The sequence below is a fragment of the Klebsiella sp. 141251 genome (genome assembly GCF_050600725.1).
GTDB classification, from domain to species: domain Bacteria; phylum Pseudomonadota; class Gammaproteobacteria; order Enterobacterales; family Enterobacteriaceae; genus Klebsiella; species Klebsiella aerogenes.
This window is the reverse complement of sequence record NZ_JAQIRG010000002.1, coordinates 532,983-551,064: the sequence shown is the minus strand read 5'-3', so window position 1 is coordinate 551,064 and position 18,082 is coordinate 532,983. Positions and strand designations below refer to the sequence as shown.

The 18,082-nt window shown below is 54.7% G+C and carries 16 protein-coding genes; 7 read left to right on the top strand and 9 right to left on the bottom strand.

Annotated elements, in window-relative coordinates; genetic code table 11:
• Nucleotides 1-44: 44 nt before the first annotated feature.
• From PGR09_RS07205 to pcaH, 6 genes are all read right to left on the bottom strand, one after another.
• On the bottom strand, nt 45-323 hold the full coding sequence (locus tag PGR09_RS07205; protein ID WP_430915983.1) for a hypothetical protein: 279 nt from the start codon (nt 321-323) through the stop codon (nt 45-47).
• Nucleotides 324-414: 91 nt separating this feature from the next.
• Nucleotides 415-684 carry a hypothetical protein gene (locus PGR09_RS07200; RefSeq protein WP_430915982.1) on the bottom strand — a complete coding sequence of 90 codons (270 nt, stop codon included), beginning with the start codon at nt 682-684 and terminating at the stop codon, nt 415-417.
• Nucleotides 685-812: 128 nt separating this feature from the next.
• Nucleotides 813-3,185: a glucose/quinate/shikimate family membrane-bound PQQ-dependent dehydrogenase gene (locus tag PGR09_RS07195; RefSeq protein ID WP_047048811.1), complete on the bottom strand. Its 2,373-nt coding sequence runs from the start codon at nt 3,183-3,185 to the stop codon at nt 813-815.
• Nucleotides 3,186-3,485: 300 nt separating this feature from the next.
• Nucleotides 3,486-4,409, bottom strand: coding sequence for a LysR substrate-binding domain-containing protein (locus PGR09_RS07190; RefSeq protein WP_045382604.1), 924 nt, complete (start codon nt 4,407-4,409; stop codon nt 3,486-3,488).
• A gap of 176 nt (nt 4,410-4,585) precedes the next feature.
• On the bottom strand, nt 4,586-5,206 hold the full coding sequence (pcaG, locus tag PGR09_RS07185) for a protocatechuate 3,4-dioxygenase subunit alpha (protein ID WP_063416054.1): 621 nt from the start codon (nt 5,204-5,206) through the stop codon (nt 4,586-4,588).
• The gene (gene pcaH, locus PGR09_RS07180; RefSeq protein ID WP_020078656.1) at nt 5,203-5,943 is read right to left on the bottom strand and encodes a protocatechuate 3,4-dioxygenase subunit beta; all 741 of its coding nucleotides are present in this window, start codon (nt 5,941-5,943) and stop codon (nt 5,203-5,205) included. Before pcaH ends, pcaG begins: the two co-directional genes overlap by 4 nt.
• 236 nt (nt 5,944-6,179) lie before the next feature.
• Here pcaH and hglS point away from each other — a divergent pair, with 236 nt between their 5' ends.
• Nucleotides 6,180-7,523 (top strand): 2-oxoadipate dioxygenase/decarboxylase HglS, encoded by a 1,344-nt coding sequence (gene hglS / locus PGR09_RS07175; RefSeq protein WP_045393952.1) that lies wholly within the window; start codon nt 6,180-6,182, stop codon nt 7,521-7,523.
• Between the two features lie 42 nt (nt 7,524-7,565).
• Entirely contained in the window at nt 7,566-9,074 is a 1,509-nt protein-coding gene (locus PGR09_RS07170) for a carboxylesterase/lipase family protein (RefSeq protein ID WP_430915981.1), read from the top strand.
• Here PGR09_RS07170 and PGR09_RS07165 read toward each other — a convergent pair.
• The gene (locus PGR09_RS07165; protein WP_047048805.1) at nt 9,013-9,909 is read right to left on the bottom strand and encodes a LysR family transcriptional regulator; all 897 of its coding nucleotides are present in this window, start codon (nt 9,907-9,909) and stop codon (nt 9,013-9,015) included. The two genes, PGR09_RS07170 and PGR09_RS07165, sit on opposite strands and share 62 nt — an antisense overlap.
• A 172-nt stretch (nt 9,910-10,081) precedes the next feature.
• Here PGR09_RS07165 and ycaC point away from each other — a divergent pair, with 172 nt between their 5' ends.
• Nucleotides 10,082-10,705 (top strand): isochorismate family cysteine hydrolase YcaC, encoded by a 624-nt coding sequence (gene ycaC / locus PGR09_RS07160; RefSeq protein ID WP_015366381.1) that lies wholly within the window; start codon nt 10,082-10,084, stop codon nt 10,703-10,705.
• Between the two features lie 50 nt (nt 10,706-10,755).
• On the opposite strand, the gene PGR09_RS07155 is transcribed toward ycaC, so the two are convergent.
• Nucleotides 10,756-12,102, bottom strand: a complete 1,347-nt coding sequence (locus PGR09_RS07155; RefSeq protein WP_047048802.1) for an L-cystine transporter — start codon at nt 12,100-12,102, stop codon at nt 10,756-10,758.
• 287 nt (nt 12,103-12,389) lie between these two features.
• Between PGR09_RS07155 and PGR09_RS07150 the strand changes: the two genes are divergently transcribed.
• Both PGR09_RS07150 and PGR09_RS07145 read left to right on the top strand, forming a co-directional pair.
• The gene (locus PGR09_RS07150) at nt 12,390-13,559 is read left to right on the top strand and encodes a pyridoxal phosphate-dependent aminotransferase (RefSeq protein WP_430915979.1); all 1,170 of its coding nucleotides are present in this window, start codon (nt 12,390-12,392) and stop codon (nt 13,557-13,559) included.
• 11 nt (nt 13,560-13,570) lie between these two features.
• Nucleotides 13,571-14,344, top strand: a complete 774-nt coding sequence (locus tag PGR09_RS07145; RefSeq protein WP_015366384.1) for an ABC transporter substrate-binding protein — start codon at nt 13,571-13,573, stop codon at nt 14,342-14,344.
• A gap of 41 nt (nt 14,345-14,385) precedes the next feature.
• Here the strand turns inward: PGR09_RS07145 and PGR09_RS07140 are convergent, their stop codons facing one another.
• Entirely contained in the window at nt 14,386-15,474 is a 1,089-nt protein-coding gene (locus PGR09_RS07140; protein ID WP_045393968.1) for an NAD(P)-dependent alcohol dehydrogenase, read from the bottom strand.
• Between the two features lie 322 nt (nt 15,475-15,796).
• On the opposite strand from PGR09_RS07140, the gene PGR09_RS07135 reads away from it, so the two are divergent.
• Together PGR09_RS07135 and rimL are read left to right on the top strand one after the other, a co-directional pair.
• Nucleotides 15,797-17,452, top strand: coding sequence for a glucan biosynthesis protein D (locus PGR09_RS07135; RefSeq protein WP_289577686.1), 1,656 nt, complete (start codon nt 15,797-15,799; stop codon nt 17,450-17,452).
• A 68-nt stretch (nt 17,453-17,520) separates the two neighbouring features.
• On the top strand, nt 17,521-18,081 hold the full coding sequence (rimL, locus tag PGR09_RS07130) for a 50S ribosomal protein L7/L12-serine acetyltransferase (protein ID WP_430915978.1): 561 nt from the start codon (nt 17,521-17,523) through the stop codon (nt 18,079-18,081).
• Nucleotide 18,082: the final 1 nt, after the last annotated feature.

The window sequence follows — 18,082 nt, the reverse complement described above, 5'->3', positions numbered from 1 at the left end:
GCGAAGCCCGGGCCATTTATCGCCCGGGTTGACTTCTGGCTGTGTTAATACTTGCGCCAGTGCTCATAGCCCGATTGCCAACGTCGTTGCTCTCGCCGTTCTCTTTCGCGTTGAATATCTGACTTTTGATCCTCCCAGACTGGACAATCCGGGCCGCTTGCCACTTCGCAGGTGGCAGAGATTTCGTTTAGCGGATTGACCTTTTTTTCTTCCCACAGCGTCGGGTCGCGTAAATCCACTTCTGGCGCTTTCAGCGCCTGGGCTGAGGTGGTTGCGGCTAATAAGAGTGCGCCGATCGGCAGGTGATGGAGGGCTCCTTTCATCTTTTATCCTTGTTATATTGTTATTGATAACTGTTCGCAATAATAACATAACGCAATAAAACATTCTAAAATCGCAGCCTGTCGAAGAAACTTATAGTGCTGACTCAGGGATCATATTGATCTTAAATTCTCCCGGCATGGTTGATATCGCTTCTACGGTTAAACCGTTTTTATCGGTTCTGCCCTTAAAGACTCTACCGTCTGGTGTGGTGATTTGGTAAGGGAGATAGGGCAGCGGCATACCCGTACGCGGATTCTTCAACACAAAGTTGTGGCGATAAAGCTGTGGTGGTTCCTCGTTGGCGCATCCCGTTAGTAACGCAGCCAAAAGCAGCGCGCTTGAGCCTTTCATCAAAACCATAATGGCTTCCTCCCTGTTTATCCTGCCTGAGAAATGAGGTTCCATAGTAACAAAAGCCTGAAGATCGGCGCCTAAATGGAATCTGAAACCGGAGAGATAAAGAAAGGCCCCTGAACGGGGCCCTGGTTTTATTTTTGATCGGGTAAAGCGTAAGCGATGATGTAATCGCCGCGGTCGGGAGACTGACGCGCGCCGCCGGCGTTGATAATGATGTATTGCTTACCGGTTTTCGGTGAAACGTAGGTCATTGGGCCGGATTGGCTGCCCACCGGCAGGCGAGATTTCCAAATCTCTTTGCCGTTGGCGGTATCAAAGGCGCGCAGATAGAAATCCTGGGTGCCGGCGAAGAACAGCAGGCCAGACTGGGTAGAAAGCGAAGCTCCCAGCGTTGGCATGCCGATAGGGATCGGCATATGCATGCGGATACCCAACGGACCGGTATCTTCTACCGTACCTACCGGAACCTGCCAGACCAGCTTACCGCTTTTCAGATCGACCGCCGACATGGTGCCGAACGGCGGCTTCTGGCAGGGGATGCCCAGCGGCGACAGGAAACGCTCGCGCATTGCGCCATACGGCGTACCTTCCATCGGTACGATACCCATTTCGATACCGCTGGCATCTTTAGCCACTTTCGCTCGCGGTACCATGTAGTTAGCCAGTCCAAGGCGCATGTCGTTGACGAACATCAGGCCGTTATTCGGATCAACCGACACGCTGCCCCAGTTCATCCCGCCAAGCGAGCCCGGATATTGCAAGGAGCGGTCCTCACCCGGTGGAGTAAAGACCCCCTGATGGCGCATCTCTTTGAACTGAATACGGCACAGCAGCAGGTCAACCGGGGTGGCGCCCCACATATCCGATTCTTTCAACGTTTCGTTGCCGATCATCGGCATGCCGACGGAGTACGGTTGCGTCGGCGAGTAGCGTTCACCTTTAACGTTACCAGCCGGGACCGGACGCTCTTCCACTTTAGCGACCGGTTCGCCCGTCGCGCGGTTAAGCATAAAGATCATGCCCTGCTTGCTGGTTTGCACCAGTACCGGCGTCGTACCGCCTTTACCGTCCGGCAGATCGTACAGCAGCGGTTGCGAAGGCAGATCGAAATCCCACAGATCGTGATGGGTAGTCTGGAAATGCCAGCGTACTTTACCGGTGGTCGCATCGACCGCAACGATAGAGGAACTGTATTTATCATCCAGCGCCGTACGTTCGCCGCCGAAGAAGTCTGGCGTGGCGTTTCCGGTTGGCAGATAAATAAGATTCAGTTTGGCATCATAGGACATCGCGGACCAGACATTCGGCGTCCCGCGCGTGTAGGTCTGTCCTTCCGGCGGCACGCCGGTCAGTTGTGGATTGCCCGGATCCCAGGCCCAGGCCAGTTTACCGGTATGCACGTCAAAAGCGCGAACCACGCCCGGCGGTTCACCGGTGGAGTAGTTATCCGCTATACGACCACCAACGACAACAAGGTTACCGGCAACCAGCGGAGTAGAGGTCTGCTGATAATAACCGGGTTTGATTTCCCCCATGCCGACGCTGAGATCGACGGTACCGTGTTCACCAAATGCTTCACAGGCTTTACCGGTATCGGCATCGATTGCGATCAGACGCGCATCGGTAGTTGGCAGGAACAGGCGGCGGGCGCAGGCGGCAGGCTGGGTCCCGGCAACGGCATTAGCCTGTGCCTGGCTATCTTCGTAGTAGCCTAAACCGCGGCAACGTTGCCAGTTCGGCGCCGTCGCTTTTGAGTCGTAGCGCCATTTCTCTTTGCCGCTATCGACATCCAGCGCCAGGACTTTGCTATATGGCGTACAAACATAGAGAGTATCGCCAATCTGCAGCGGCGTATTCTGGTCTTCCGCGCCGGAACCGTTACTCTGCGGAATATCGCCGGTATGGGCAATCCAGGCAACCTGTAGCTGGTTGATATTGTTTTTATTGATCTGATCCAACGCGGCGAAGCGGTCGCCGTGAGTGGTATTACCCCAGTGCTCCCAGTTTTTTTGTTCTTCACCCGGTTGTACCGGTTTTACCGGCACGGGTTCGCTGGCGCTGACCAGCGGCTGGGATTTGAACATCCAGCCAAAGCTGACCAGCAGTACCACGGCCAGCACGCCCGCGAGGGTGAAGGCCGCGCCTTTTTTGGCCGGTGCGCTGGAAAGGAAAGGCCAAACAATGGCGCACAGAAAAGCCAGAACGCCAAGCGCGAACAGGCGTGAGAACAGCGGCCAGTAGGTCCAGCCGGCGTCGCTGATAGCCCAAACAATGGAAGCTGCGAAGGCGACGGCATAAAGAATGATGCCGCCGCGACGATTGCGGAAAATAAGCAGGGAGGCGATAACCATCACCAGCCCCATAATGGCGAAATACCAGGTGCCGCCGACGCTTGCCAGTTTGGCGCCTAAAATACCGATTGCCAGACCGATGATTAACATCAGTCCGGCGAGTAGCCACTGCAGGATCCGGGGGAATCCGCGCGGCACGTTGCCCGTAGCCATGTTGTCTCCTTTTACCACCCCTTGCCAGGTGTGTACCAAATGAATCAAGTGCAAATGGAAATTGCTTTTGAGTGAAGCTCCACAAAGCTTCATAAAGGTGATTTCAAAAGATGAATTCATTTCACATGAACCAAATGGTGAAATCATGGCTATGATAAATCTGTTAATGAAATGAGCGCAAATGTTAATGAATGATTTCGCACTAATTGATTAGCACGATGTATATATTAAGGGGCAGAAGAATGAACGTAGCGGTACCGTTACCCCGTTGTATTAGCTCGGGGTAACAACCATGAATAATCAGGCAGGCATGGATTTGCGTATCGCGCTGAGTAGAGTTTGCGCCCCCTGCGACAAGCTGGCGTCCACTCGGGTAAGAATACCGATCGGCTCGCCGGCGCCTTCGGTGGCGATAGGTAATGAGGTTAACAAACCGCGACGCAGGTCGTCTTTCACCGCGCCGGAAGGGACGAACCAGACATAGTCATAATCGACGGTGAGCTGGCGTGAAAGCGAGGCCGACAGCGTTTCAATACAGCCGGGGGGAATTTTACAGCCCTGGCTTTGCAGCAGCGTTTCCGCATTCTGCCGCGGAATGGTCCCTTTTGGTGAGACCACCACCGGCCATTCCATCACCCGGCTGAGCGTTACCGTCTCCTGCAGCAGCGGGTGGCCGGGGCGGACGACCAGTTTTAGCGATTCAAGAAACAGCAGTTCATAGTTGAGGCCGCTCATCAGTTCCGGATCGGACATGCGCCCAATACCAATATCGACATCGCCGGATTTCAGCCCCGCCAGCAGCATGGTGTTATTCATGGTGGCGACCTGTAAGGTGATATCTTTTTGCTGTTTGTGAAATTGACCAATCACCGTAGGCAAAATACCGAGCGCTGCGGTTGGCAGGGCGCCAATCCTAACCACATCGCTATTCATGCCTTCTTTACGATTGAGAGCCTGGCCTGCGGTATTGAGAGCATCCAGCACCTTGACCGCATGGGTTAGAAACTGTTCGCCAACCAGCGTCAACTGCGCGCCAAGCCGCCCGCGCTCAAAAAGCCGGGTACCGGTCAACTGCTCAAGCTCGTTGAGGGTTTTTGATAGCGCAGGTTGGCTAAGATTCAGGGTTTCTGCCGCCCGCCCCAGGGTTCCCTGTTGTGCGACGGCGACGAAAGTATGTAAATGGCGCAAGCGAATGCGCTGACTGAAGAGACCATTTTTTTCCATAATCGATGTTAAAAACAGAGCTGTCTCGGTAGCAAGCAAAGTTGTTTAATTTTGATAACTAGTTAGCAAAATACTATTAACATTTGATCTTATTGTCTTACAAGTCATTTCTACCAGAGGCGATAAAAAGCCCCGCACTCGGCGGGGCAGGGAAAAGGGAGTAATTTGGGGGGAAATTAAATATCGAAGAACACGGTCTCTTTATCGCCCTGTAAATAAATATCAAAGCGGTACACGACTTCATCTCCACGCACTTCACGTTGCGCGATAAGCGTCTGGCGGCGAACTTCCCATTCAATCAGATTCAGTACCGGATCCTGTTCATTTGCCGCCTGTTCATCAGCGAAATACATCCGCGTATTCAGGCCGATGTTGATACCCCGCGCCACTACCCACAGATTGAGGTGCGGCGCCATAAGGCGTCCGTCACGGCCGACGACCGCGCCGGGTTTGATGGTTTGAAAACGCCAGACGCCGGATGCAAAGTCAGAACAAGTACGGCCCCAGCCGCGGAAGTTCGTGTCCAGAGCCTTGTTCTGCTGGCGGTCGTCGGGATGGTTATAACGCCCGTCGGCGTTAGCCTGCCATAGTTCCAGCAGCACGTCGCGTACCGGGGTTCCGGAACCATCGAAAACCCGCCCTTCAATCGTAATGCGTTGGCCTTTGGTTTCCGCGCTCACTAAGTTGGGGCCAAAGTTTTTCTCAAAAATATGAAATCCTGCAGCGTCCGGCGCCAGACCAATATGCACATAGGGCCCGGCAGTCTGCGAGGCGGTTTCAGCTAAATAGTCTTTCATTGGGCGGCCCCCTGGGTACGATTTTCGAACAGCGTGGCGCGGTGGCCGCGCAGCACAAGGTCAAAACGATAGGCCAGACTGTCGAGCGGCACGGCGGCGTGGGTATCCAACTCGGCAATCAGGGTACGCACGGCATCATCGTTATTGATGGTTCTGACAATCGGACACTGTTTGATAAGCGGATCGCCTTCAAAGTACATTTGCGTAATCAGCCGCTGCGCCCAGGCATCGCCTGAGAGCGAAAAGTGAATATGCGCCGGTCGCCAGTCGCTAACCTGATTACGCCACGGATAGGGGCCGGGTTTGATCGTGCGAAAGCAGTAATAACCATTTTCATCGGTCAGAACCCGTCCGCAGCCGCCGAAGTTGGGGTCAATCGGCGCCAGATACTGGTCTTTCTTATGACGGTAACGGCCGCCGGCATTGGCCTGCCACACTTCGACCAGCGTATTTTTCATTGGCCGGCCAAAGCCGTCGCGCACGTAGCCGTGGACGATAATTCGTTCGCCAATCGGCAGGCCGTCTTTGGCGTAGTTGAGAATGAGATCGTTATCCAGCGGGCCAAGGTCGTCGCTGCTGAACACCGGGCCGGTAATCTCAGAAAGTGAATTTTGCAGGGAGATGAGCGCATTGCGCGGCGAGCGTAGCACGCTGGTTTTGTATCCCGGCGCCAGTGCCGGCGGATGGCTATTGTAATCGCGATGTACGACCTCGCGCGGTGACCATTTATTATTCATAGGGTACTCCATCAAACGGAAGAGAGGCATGTTGTTGTAATTTCGCCAGAAACAGTCTCTGTAAATGTTTTGTTAATTTAAAGTGAAATTAAATCTAATTTTTCATAACCCACGGTTATGATTTGTACAGGCGAAACGCGGTAGCAGGTTATCCGCATCACAGTTTGTAAATTCTTCCCGCCACTCTTAACGCGCTTTCCTACACTCCAGGAAGTATTCACTGGAGGTAAGACATCATGGCGAACACCATCACGGCTGATGAGATTCGGGAAAACTTTTCACAGGCTATGTCGGCAATGTACCAGCAGGAAGTTCCGCAGTATGGAACCCTCCTGGAGTTGGTGGCGGATGTGAATCTGGCGGTCCTGGAACACAACCCGAAATTACATGAACAATTGGCTAATGCCGACGAACTGGCACGGCTGAACGTTGAGCGCCACGGCGCGATCCGCGTGGGAACGGCGGAAGAACTGGCGACCCTGCGTCGCATGTTTGCCATTATGGGGATGTATCCCGTTAGCTATTACGATCTGTCGCAGGCTGGGGTACCCGTGCATTCTACCGCCTTTCGCCCGGTCGATGACGCGGCGCTGGCGCGTAACCCGTTTCGTATTTTCACCTCGTTGCTGCGCCTTGAACTGATCGGCAACGAGGCGCTGCGCCAGCGAGCGGCGGATATTCTCGCCCGTCGCGATATCTTTACGCCGCGCTGCCGTGAGCTGATTGCGTTACACGAAGATAGGGGGGAATTCACGGCTGCAGAAGCGCGCGAATTCGTCAACGAAGCGTTGGAGACTTTCCGTTGGCACCGTCATGCCACCGTCGACGAGCAAACCTATCACGCGCTGCATAATGAGCACCGGTTGATTGCCGATGTGGTCTGTTTCCCCGGTTGCCACATTAACCATCTGACGCCGCGCACTCTCGATATCGATCGGGTTCAGGCGCTGATGCCGCAGTGCGGTATCGAACCGAAAGCGCTCATTGAGGGACCGCCGCGCCGCGAGGTGCCGATTTTACTGCGGCAAACCAGTTTTAAAGCGCTGGAAGAGCCGGTGATGTTCGCCGGCGAACATAAAGGTACGCACAGCGCGCGCTTTGGCGAAATTGAACAACGCGGCGTCGCGTTGACGCCGAAAGGACGAGCGCTGTATGACCGCTTACTGAATGAGGCCGGGGTCGGTAAAGACAATCTTAACCACCAGCGCCATTTGCAGGAGGTCTTTAGCCAGTTTCCTGACAGCGAATTTTTGCTGCGTCAGCAGGGGCTGGCGTGGTTCCGCTATCGCCTGACGCCTGCGGGGGAAGCGCATCGCCATGCTTTTGGCCCCGGCGACGATCCGCAACCGCTGATCGAGCGCGGTTGGGTAGTCGCGCAGCCGATTGTTTATGAAGATTTTTTACCGGTGAGCGCCGCGGGGATTTTCCAATCAAATCTTGGCAACGAAACGCAGGCCCGCAGCCACGGTAACGCCAGCCGTGACGCTTTTGAAGCGGCGTTAGGCTGTGAGGTCCTCGATGAGTTCGAACTATATCAACAGGCGGAGGAACGGAGTAAACGCCGTTGCGGTCTGCTCTAAAATCGGTACTCTGCATGGCATAACTTGCAAAAGGACGTTGTTATGCAGAATTCATCTATGCCGCTAGTAAAAACGCGGCAGGGCACGCTATCCGGCACTAATGAACAGGGGATCCATATCTGGCGCGGTATTCCCTACGCGCAGCCGCCGGTAGGCGAGCTGCGTTGGCGTTCGCCGCAGCCTCCAGAGCGCTGGCAGGGCGTGCGTCAGGCCGATACCTTTGCCGCCGCCAGCTGGCAGGATATCGAATATTGTCGTGAACTGGGCGGCGGCGATCCTGGCCGTTTCTCGGAAGATTGTCTGTATCTCAACGTGTGGGCGCCCGCCGCCCGCTCGCAGCCGCTCCCGGTGATGGTCTGGCTGCACGGCGGCGGCTACACCATCGGCGCCGGCAGCCTGCCTCCCTACGACGGTAGCGCGTTGGCCAGCCGCGAGGTGGTGGTGGTCACCGTCAATTATCGTCTTGGGCATCTCGGCTTTTTCGCTCATCCGGCCCTGGAAGGCGAAGAGGGCGAGCGGTTGTATAATTTTGCGCTGCTCGATCAGATAGCCGCGCTGCGCTGGGTGCAGGATAATATCCACGCCTTCGGCGGCGACGCCGCCAATGTCACCTTGTTCGGCGAATCCGCGGGGGCGCGCAGCGTCCTGTCGTTGATGGCGTCGCCGAAAGCGAAAGGATTGTTCCATAAAGCCATCGTGCAAAGCGGTTATACCTTACCGGATTTACCACGGGAAAAGGCGCTGGCGAAGGGAAAGCTGCTGGTGGAACATTTTTCTCTTGCCGATGCCAGCGCGGAACAGCTGCGGGCAATCCCCGCCGATGCCTTTTGGGCGCTGACGGCGCCGCTGAATATCGGCCCGGCGCCGATTGTCGGCGATGCGGTGCTGCCGGAGCCTATGCTCGACACGTTCTTTAAGGGCCGTCAGCATGCGATGCCGGTGATGATTGGCTCCAATAGCGATGAGGCCAGCGTGATGGCGGTATTTGGCGTCGATATTGCCGGCCAAATTCAAAAACTGCGTCGCGAACGCCGTTTTGGCCTTGGGCTTATCAAACTGCTGTATCCTGGCGTCAAAGGGGATGAAGCGTTAGGCAGAGAAGTGTGCCGCGATATGGCGTTCACCACCCTGGGTTACGTGGTAATGCAGGCGCAGCAGCGTGTTGGGCAACCGTGCTGGCGCTACTGGTTTGATTATGTTGCGCAAGCGGAACATGAAACCTATCTCCACGGCGCATGGCATGGCAACGAAGTGGTTTACGTTTTCGACAATCTGACCCGCGCCGAACCGGTGTGTCAGTACGCCAGTGAGGCGGACCGAGCCTTCGCCGCGCAGGTCGCCGACTACTGGGCCAATTTTGCCAGGCTGGCAGGCAATCAGTGTAGTGAGTTAACCGGCCCGGTGCGCTGGCCCGCCTGTTTGCGCGGGCGAGATCGGTTGCTGCGTATCGGTCTTAACAAGCGGGCGGGTTTTAAAGTCGAGAACCGCTTTATGCGCGCGCGGCTGGCGCTGTTTCGCCGGGTGATGAAGCATCATGTGACGCTGGATTAACCAGCGCGGCGCGAAAGCGCGCCAGGCCGTCGGCTTTGCTTTGCGAGCGGCGAACGACCAACCGGTAGCTGGCGCCGGTTTTGACGCTGAGCGAGAAGGGGCGGCATAGTCGCCCGGTACGAAGATCCTCGGCGATTAGCGTCTCGTCCGCCATGGCGACGCCGAGCCCCTGCATCGCGGCGGTGATGGCGAGGTCCATGGTGTCGAAATATTGGTTTTTATGCATTTTTAACGTTGGTTCATGCGGATAGTGCGCCAGCCACAGCAGCCAGTCGGTTTTATCCCGCGTCGGATGTAAAAATGTGATGGCGGAGAGCTGCGTATCGCACGGCGTATCGGGACTGGCCACCGGCGTGAGGGCTTCTTCAAACAGCAGATCGCCGGCGCTCTGATGGGTGCCAAAGATAATCGCCGCATCGTAGGGTTCAGTCTTAAAGTTAACGTTATGCTCGGTGGTGGTGGTCAACGCCACCTGCAGTTCCGGATAACGTCGTTCTATCTCCAGCAGTTTCGGCACCAGCCAGCGGATCGCGCAGGTAGGCGCTTTCAGGCGCACGACAGTTTGCTGCTGGCGCGCCTGCTCGGCTACCGTTAACAGGCGGCCAAATGCCGACTGCAGCTCCGGATAAAGCGCGCTGCCCTGCGGAGATAGCCGCAGCCCGCGGGCGTGGCGTTCAAATAGCGGGAAGCCAAACCAGCTCTCCAGCGCGGCAATCTGCCGGCTGACCGCCCCCTGCGTCAGGCACAGCTCCTGCGCGGCATGGGTTAAGTTGAGATGCCTCGCGGTTATCAGAAACGTTTCTACGGTATGAAAAGGCAGGGCGCTACGCGACATGTTGGCTCCAGCTATGCATTTTGATCATAGGCAGTATGCCACGCATCGTTGCGAAATTGGGACGATGCGTTCCGTTTTTGCCATCTAATCGTCATCCTGTGCTTACACTATTATTAGTCTCGTTGATACAACGTCTCTCACCGATTAGTTGATGTGTATAAAAGGAGCCATCATGTCTAAACCTTACGTTCGTCTGGATAAAAATGATGCGGCAGTATTACTGGTTGACCACCAGACCGGGCTGCTGTCACTGGTTCGTGATATCGAGCCGGATAAATTCAAGAACAATGTCCTGGCCCTCAGCGATCTGGCTAAATACTTTAAACTACCGACTATTCTGACCACCAGTTTTGAGAATGGCCCTAATGGTCCGCTGGTGCCGGAACTGAAAGAACAGTTCCCTGACGCCCCTTATATCGCTCGTCCCGGCAATATTAACGCCTGGGATAACGAAGATTTCGTTAACGCGGTAAAAGCCACCGGTAAGAAACAGCTGATTATTGCCGGTGTCGTCACTGAAGTCTGCGTGGCCTTCCCGGCGCTGTCGGCGATTGAAGAGGGATTCGACGTCTTTGTGGTGACCGATGCGTCCGGTACTTTTAACCCGATCACCCGTGATGCCGCGTGGGATCGTATGTCGCAGGCGGGCGTGCAGTTAATGTCGTGGTTTGGCGTGGCCTGTGAGCTGCACCGCGACTGGCGCAATGATATCGAAGGATTGGGAACCCTGTTCTCCAACCACATTCCGGATTACCGTAACCTGATGACCAGCTTTAACCTGCTGAGCAAGAAATAAGCAGCTGGCGGCCAGTTTTCAGGCCTGGCCGCCGCTTCAATCAGACGGGATTATTCACTCATCGAGGCGACAGGGCGCGACTTTTCACGTTGATTTTTCAATAGCCGCGTCGCCAGTACGCCCGACATCATCGACCCATTCACATTCAGCGCGGTACGCGCCATATCGACAATTGGCTCAATGGCGATAAAAATGCCGACCAGCGCCACCGGGAAGTTGAGCGTAGACAGGACAATCAACGCCGCAAATGTCCCGCCGCCGCCGACGCCTGCGACGCCAATTGAGCCCAGAGCGATAGCCGGAAGTAAGCTTGCTAAAAACGAGAACGACAGTGGGTCGATACCCAGCGTTGGCGCGATCATGGCCACCATGATGGCCGGATAGATCCCGGCGCAGCCGTTTTGCCCCATACTGGAACCAAAGGAGGCGGCAATGTTGGCGATGGTATTCGGCACGCCGAATTTTTCCTGTGCGGTAATCGCTAATGGAATCGAAGCCGCGCTGCTGCGGGAAACAAAGGCGAAGGTAAGCACCGGCCACACCGTTTTAAAGTAGCGCAGAGGATTTTGACCGCTAATAGTCAGCAGAATCGCATGCACGATAAACATCATGGCGACTGCCAGATAACAGGCGGCGATAAAGCCTAGCAGGCTGGTGAATTGCGCTAGCTGATAGGTTGAAAAGACTTTTGCCATCAGTGCGAGGACACCGTATGGCGTCAGCGCTATGACGATACGCACCATCTTCATCACCCAAATTTGAATCGCGTTAATTCCGCTACTTAATTTTTGACCTTCCTCCGGCGCCTCTTTTTTCACCTTTAATAACGCCACGCCGGCCAGCAAGGTAAAGATGACGATGCCGATAACCGATACGCTGCGCGCGCCGGTAAGGTCGAGAAAAATATTTGTCGGGATCAGCGAAGTGACCAGTTGGGGTAGCGAAACGGCTGCGGTTTTGCTGACGTCTTCGGCGGTCAGCGTCGATTGCATATGGCTGAATGCGCTGGCGTCGAGACCGATCAGGTTAGCGGTAAACAGGCCGACCCAACCCGCAATCATTACCAGGCACAGCATGCAGGCGACGATGGTTAAGGACATTCGGCCAATACCGGCGCTATTTTCGAGTTTGTTAATCGCTGACAAAATTGAAATAAAAATCAGCGGTACGGCGACAAGTTTCAGCAAATTAACATAGCCGTTGCCGACGATACTGTACCAGTCAATGACCGTTTTACGTTGTTCGTTGGCAATGAAATGGAGTGATAATCCGAGAAGGGCGCCGAGAAAGATTGCGATAAAAACGCTTTTTGATAACGAGTTGCTTTTTTGGTCGAGTTTAAAAAGTCCCCATGATGCGATTAAAAATAACGCGATATACGCTGACGTAATAAACATATGATTTGCCTCTTGCCCCATTCAGCACCTGAAATGCCGGAAAGAGATATATTCTAAATTTCTCTAAGGCGGTCAGTAGCCTTAGAACCGCTGGGGATTATAAAGAATTGAATAGCATAAGGCATACTAAAATTGTGGTTTATACCCTGAGTGTTAGCCCTGTCATGTTTTAAAGGCGTCCTGAGAGCCATGATCGGAATGCATAGCTCTTATGATAACAATTCGCTTGTCGCCTGAAGGCGCTTTGGTTTGAATGGATATGCAAATAAAACGAGAAAGGATTAATCATGGCTCTTAGTGCTTCGGTCACCACTCGCTCGAAATTGCTGGATGTCGGCACCACGATTTTTACCGTTATCGGCCAGCTTTCAGCGCAGCATAATGCGATTAATCTCTCTCAGGGCGCGCCTAATTTTGCCTGCGACCCACAGCTGGTGGCCGGCGTGACGCAGGCGATGAACGCCGGACATAACCAATACGCGCCAATGACCGGTCTGCGGGCTTTAAAAGAGCGTATCGCTGACAAAATCGCTACGTTATATGGCACGCAATATGATGTCGATAACGAAGTGTTGGTTACCGCCAGCGCCAGCCAGGGGATCTATTCCGCCATTGCCGGGCTGGTGCATGCTGGCGACGAGGTGATTTACTTTGAGCCTTCGTTTGATAGCTATGCCCCGATAGTGCGTCTGCAAGGCGCGACGCCGGTGGCGATTAAGCTCACCGTGCCGGATTTTGCGATTAACTGGGACGAGGTGCGTGCCGCGATTACCCCGCGGACGCGGATGATCATCATTAATACGCCGCATAATCCAAGCGGCCAGGTATTATCCGCCAACGACCTTAATCAACTGGCGATGCTGATCCGCAATACCGATATCGTGGTTTTGTCCGACGAAGTCTACGAGCACGTAGTCTTCGACGGCGAAAAGCATCACGGCATGGCGACCCATCCGCAGCTGGCGGAACGCAGCGTGATTATCTCTTCCTTCGGTAAGACTTACCACGTGACCGGCTGGCGCGTTGGCTACTGCGTGGCGCCGGCGGCGCTGATGGATGAGATCTGCAAGGTACATCAGTTTCTGATGTTTTCTGCCGATACGCCGATGCAGTACGCTTTCGCAGAGTATATGCAGAACCCGGCTTCATGGCTGTCGCTGGCCGCTTTTTATCAGCAAAAGCGTGATTTGCTCCAGCAACTGCTGCAAGACTCGCCGTTCCGTTTATTGCCGAGCGCCGGCTCTTTCTTCATGCTGGCGGACTATCGCCATTTCAGCGATGAGCATGACAGTGAGATGGTTAAGCGGCTGATTACCGAATACGGCGTCGCCACGATTCCGCTATCGGCATTTTATACCGATGGCACTGATAACAAACTGATTCGGCTCTCTTTTGCCAAAGATGAAGCCACATTGCGGGCCGGCGCCCAGGCGCTGTGCCGCGTTAAGCCGCGTTAAGGAGCCAGATGATGAAAATAAAAGCCCTAACTCTTGCTTTGGGAATGCTGTGTACCGTTTCAAGCTTTGCCGCCAGCGAGTTACGCTACGGCGTGGAGGCGGAATATCCGCCGTTCGAAAGCCGCAATCCGGCAGGGGAGTTGCAGGGTTTTGATATTGACCTCGGCAACGCGATTTGTCAGGCCGCGCAGTTGAAGTGCAGTTGGGTCGAAACTTCCTTTGATGCCCTCATTCCGGGGCTGGTAGCGAAGAAATTCGACGCGATTAATTCGGCGATGAACATTACCGAACAGCGGCGCAAGAGTATTGATTTCACCCAGCCGATCTACCGTATTCCTTCACAACTGGTGGGCAAGGCCGACAGCGGTATGCAGGCGACGCCGGAAGGGCTGAAGGGCAAAACCATCGGCGTGCTACAGGGCTCGATTCAGGAGACCTTTGCCAAGGAGCACTGGGAAAAACACGGCGTCACGGTGGTTTCCTACAAAGACCAGAACATGGCGTGGGCCGATCTGCTTAACGGCCGTATCGACGCCTCGCTGGTGATGTCTGCCGCCGGCCAGGCCGGGTTCCTCAGTAAGCCGCAGGGTAAAGGATTCGGCTTTATCGGTAAGCCGGTGGCTGATGATACGATTCTGGGTAGCGGTATTGGCTACGGCTTGCGCAAGGGCGATGAGGCGACCAAAAAACAGCTCGACGCCGCAATTGATAAAGTGCGCGCTGACGGCACTATCACCCGTCTGGCGGCGAAGTACTTCCCCGGTATCGACGTTAGTGTGAAATAATCTTTATTTGCGGCTCTTTGCAAGGCAAAGAGCCGCCCGCATTACATCAGTACCACCGGTTTGATGACTTTACCGGAAGCTGAATCTGCGAAAGCCTGATTAATCTCTTCGAGCGGATAGAACTCGATAAGCTTATCAATGGGGAATTTCCCTTGTTTATAAAACTGTACCAGCTGCGGAATAAACAGCTGCGGTACGGCGTCGCCTTCAATGACTCCAATCAATGATTTACCTTCCGCCATCAGATCGTTTTGCACATTAAAGGTGATATCGCCGGTAAAGCCGACGACCGCCACCGTGCCTAACGGCTTAATCGCGTGGATCGCCTGCAGGACGATGGCGGCGACGCCGGTCGTTTCGATGGCGTAGTGCGCCCCTTTGCCGGTCAGTTGGCGAATGACCGCAACGCTATCTTCCTGTTTGCCATCGATCACGTGGGTTGCGCCGAGTTCACGTGCCAGCTCAAGGCGATTGGCATGAATATCGACGGCGATGATTTGGCTACAGCCGGTAAGCTTTGCGGCCATAATGGCGCTTAAACCAACCGCGCCGCAGCCGAATACCACCAGCGACTCCCCGGCAACCGGTTTAAGTCGATTCAACACCGTCCCGCTGCCGGTTTGAATTCCGCAACCCAGCGGACCAAGAAGCGAAAGTTCGACTTCACGGTCGACAACAATAGCATTCGTCGCTTTGGTGACCACATACTGACTAAACGAAGATTGGCCAAAGAAAACGGATAATTCTTGATCATCAAGACGATACGGGGTGGAGCCATCGTCTAAGCGTCCACCAAAGTTTAAGTCATTGAAACTTTCGCACGCGGAAGGATGGTTGGTGAGGCAGTTTTCGCAGCGATGGCAGGCGGCGTAGCTCAGTACTACATGATCGCCAATTTCGACCCCACGAACGGCATCACCGACGTTAACCACGATACCGGCGCCTTCGTGGCCCAGAATGGCCGGCATCGGCAGGATCCCGGCGTTATCGCGGATCACCGCGTCGGTATGACAGACGCCGGTAGCGACAATTTTTACCATCACTTCGTCTTTTTTAGGGGCGCTAACCTGAATATTTTTAATGCTGAATGGCTGTTGATAACCCAACGTCACGGCGGCTTTTACTTTCATTAGATACTCCTGACATTTTTCCCTGGAGAATAGAGATTACACCTGGTGTGATGAAAATTTATCCTGTTCGTGCTGAAAATAAACAAAACGCGGGTAAAAATGGGTAGGTATCGGATCAGTGTGTGTTCGCCAAAACAGGTCAGCGATAGCGATCGTATGGCGGTTATTCAGTCTGTTCCGGTGGACATCTTTTTTTTCATGCTTTTCGCCTGCCAACAATTGGATTATCAATCATTTTTGTCTAGAGTGAGCGGAATTCACGACGCAGATGTTTGCAACGTTGCGTATCCGTCGAACTCTTAAAAAGGACGCTCTTCCAGGCATGAACCGCAGACGTTTTCTTAAATCATCCATGGCTGTTGCCGCCGTATGCGGAACGTCAGGAGTCGCCTCGTTATTCACTAAAGCGGCTTTCGCCGCGGATTCCGCTATCGCCGATGGTCAGACGCGCCGCTTTGACTTTTCCGTGCTGCAGGCGATGGCTCATGACTTAGCCCGCCAGCCGTGGGGCGGCGCGCCGCGCGACCTGCCGCCGACGCTGGCGAATCTGACCCCTCAGGCCTATAACAGCATCCAGTATGATGCGGCGCATTCGCTGTGGAATAACGTTGAAGAGCGCAAGCTGGATATCCAGTTTTTCCATGTTGGTATGGGTTTCCGCCGCCGGGTGCGCATGTTCTCGCTGGACGCGCAGTCCCAGCAGGCGCGTGAAATCCATTTCCGTCCGGAGCTGTTCCAGTACAACGACGCCGGCGTTGATACCAAACAGCTGGAAGGGCAGACCGATCTCGGTTTCGCCGGTTTTCGCGTGTTTAAGGCGCCCGAATTGGCGCGCCGCGATATCGTCGCTTTCCTGGGCGCCAGCTACTTCCGCGCGGTCGACAGCACTTATCAGTACGGCCTGTCGGCGCGCGGTCTTGCCGTCGACACCTTTACCGATACGCCGGAAGAGTTCCCGGATTTCACGTCATTCTGGTTTGAAACCGTCAAACCTGGCGCGACGGTGTTCACCGTCTACGCGCTGCTCGATAGTCCGAGCGTCACCGGCGCCTATAAGTTCACCGTGAATTGCCAGGAAACGCAGGTGATCATGGATGTCGAAAATCATCTCTATGCGCGCAAGGACATTAAGCAGTTGGGTATTGCGCCAATGACCAGCATGTTCAGCTGCGGTAATAACGAGCGCCGGATGTGCGATACCATCCACCCGCAAATCCACGATTCTGACCGCCTGTCGATGTGGCGCGGCAACGGCGAGTGGATTTGCCGTCCGCTGAATAATCCGCAAAAGCTGCAGTTCAACGCGTTCCAGGATAAAAACCCGAAAGGTTTTGGCCTGCTGCAGCTGGATCGCGATTTCAGTCATTATCAGGACGTGATGGGCTGGTATAACAAGCGCCCGAGCCTGTGGGTGGAGCCACGTAATCAGTGGGGTAAAGGCGCCGTTAGCCTGATGGAAATCCCGACCACCGGTGAAACGTTGGATAATATCGTCTGCTTCTGGCAGCCGGAAAAACCGGTAAAAGCGGGTGATGAACTGGACTTTAGCTACCGCTTGTACTGGAGCGCGCAGCCGCCGGTGCGCTCGCCGCTGGCGCGAGTGCTGGCGACACGCACCGGAATGGGCGGCTTCCCGGAAGGATGGGCGCCGGGTGAACACTATCCGGACAAATGGGCGCGTCGTTTCGCCATCGACTTTGTCGGCGGCGACCTGAAAGCTGCGGCGCCGAAAGGTATTGAGCCGGTGATTACGCTCTCCAGCGGCGAGGCTAAGCAGGTAGAGATCCTCTACGTCGAGCCGTTTGACGGCTATCGTATTCTTTTTGACTGGTATCCGACTTCAGATTCCACCGATCCGGTGGAGATGCGCATGTTCCTGCGCTGTCGCGGCGACGCTATCAGCGAAACCTGGCTGTATCAGTACTTCCCGCCAGCGGCGGATCGGCGTAACTACGTTGATGACCGGATTATGAAATAACCCAGGCCGTCGCTACCCGCCCGCGGTGCGCTACTGCGGGCGTTGTTGTTTATCAGTGAGATATTGTCATGACTGGCGAAAACAGCCCCACCATCGAAACTATCCCGGTCAACGAACAGCTGGAGCTGCGTGCGGTTGACGAACGTTACGTCAGTGAGCTACATCAACTGGTGCTCAAAAACCGTAATTGGCTGCAGCATACGTTAAGCTGGCCTGCGGAGGTGCTGAGTGAAGATGAAACCCGGCGCCACGTGCAGGGAAACGTGATTCTGCACCAGCGCGGTTATGCAAAAATGTTCCTGCTGTTTTTACAGGGGCAGATGATCGGCGTTCTGTCATTTAACCAGATAGAACCATTGAATAAGACGGCCTATATCGGTTACTGGATCGATCAAAGCCATCAGGGGCAGGGACTGTTGTCGCAGGCGTTACAGGCATTTATCCATCATTATGCGCAAACGGGCGTCGTGCGCCGTTTCGTGATTAAATGCCGGGTCGCCAACCAGCGCAGTAATCAGGTGGCGCTGCGTAATGGTTTCGAACTGGAAGGTTGTCTGAAGCAGGCCGAGTTTTTAAATGGCGCGTATGACGATCAGAATATCTACGCGCGGATTATCGACCCGCAATAAT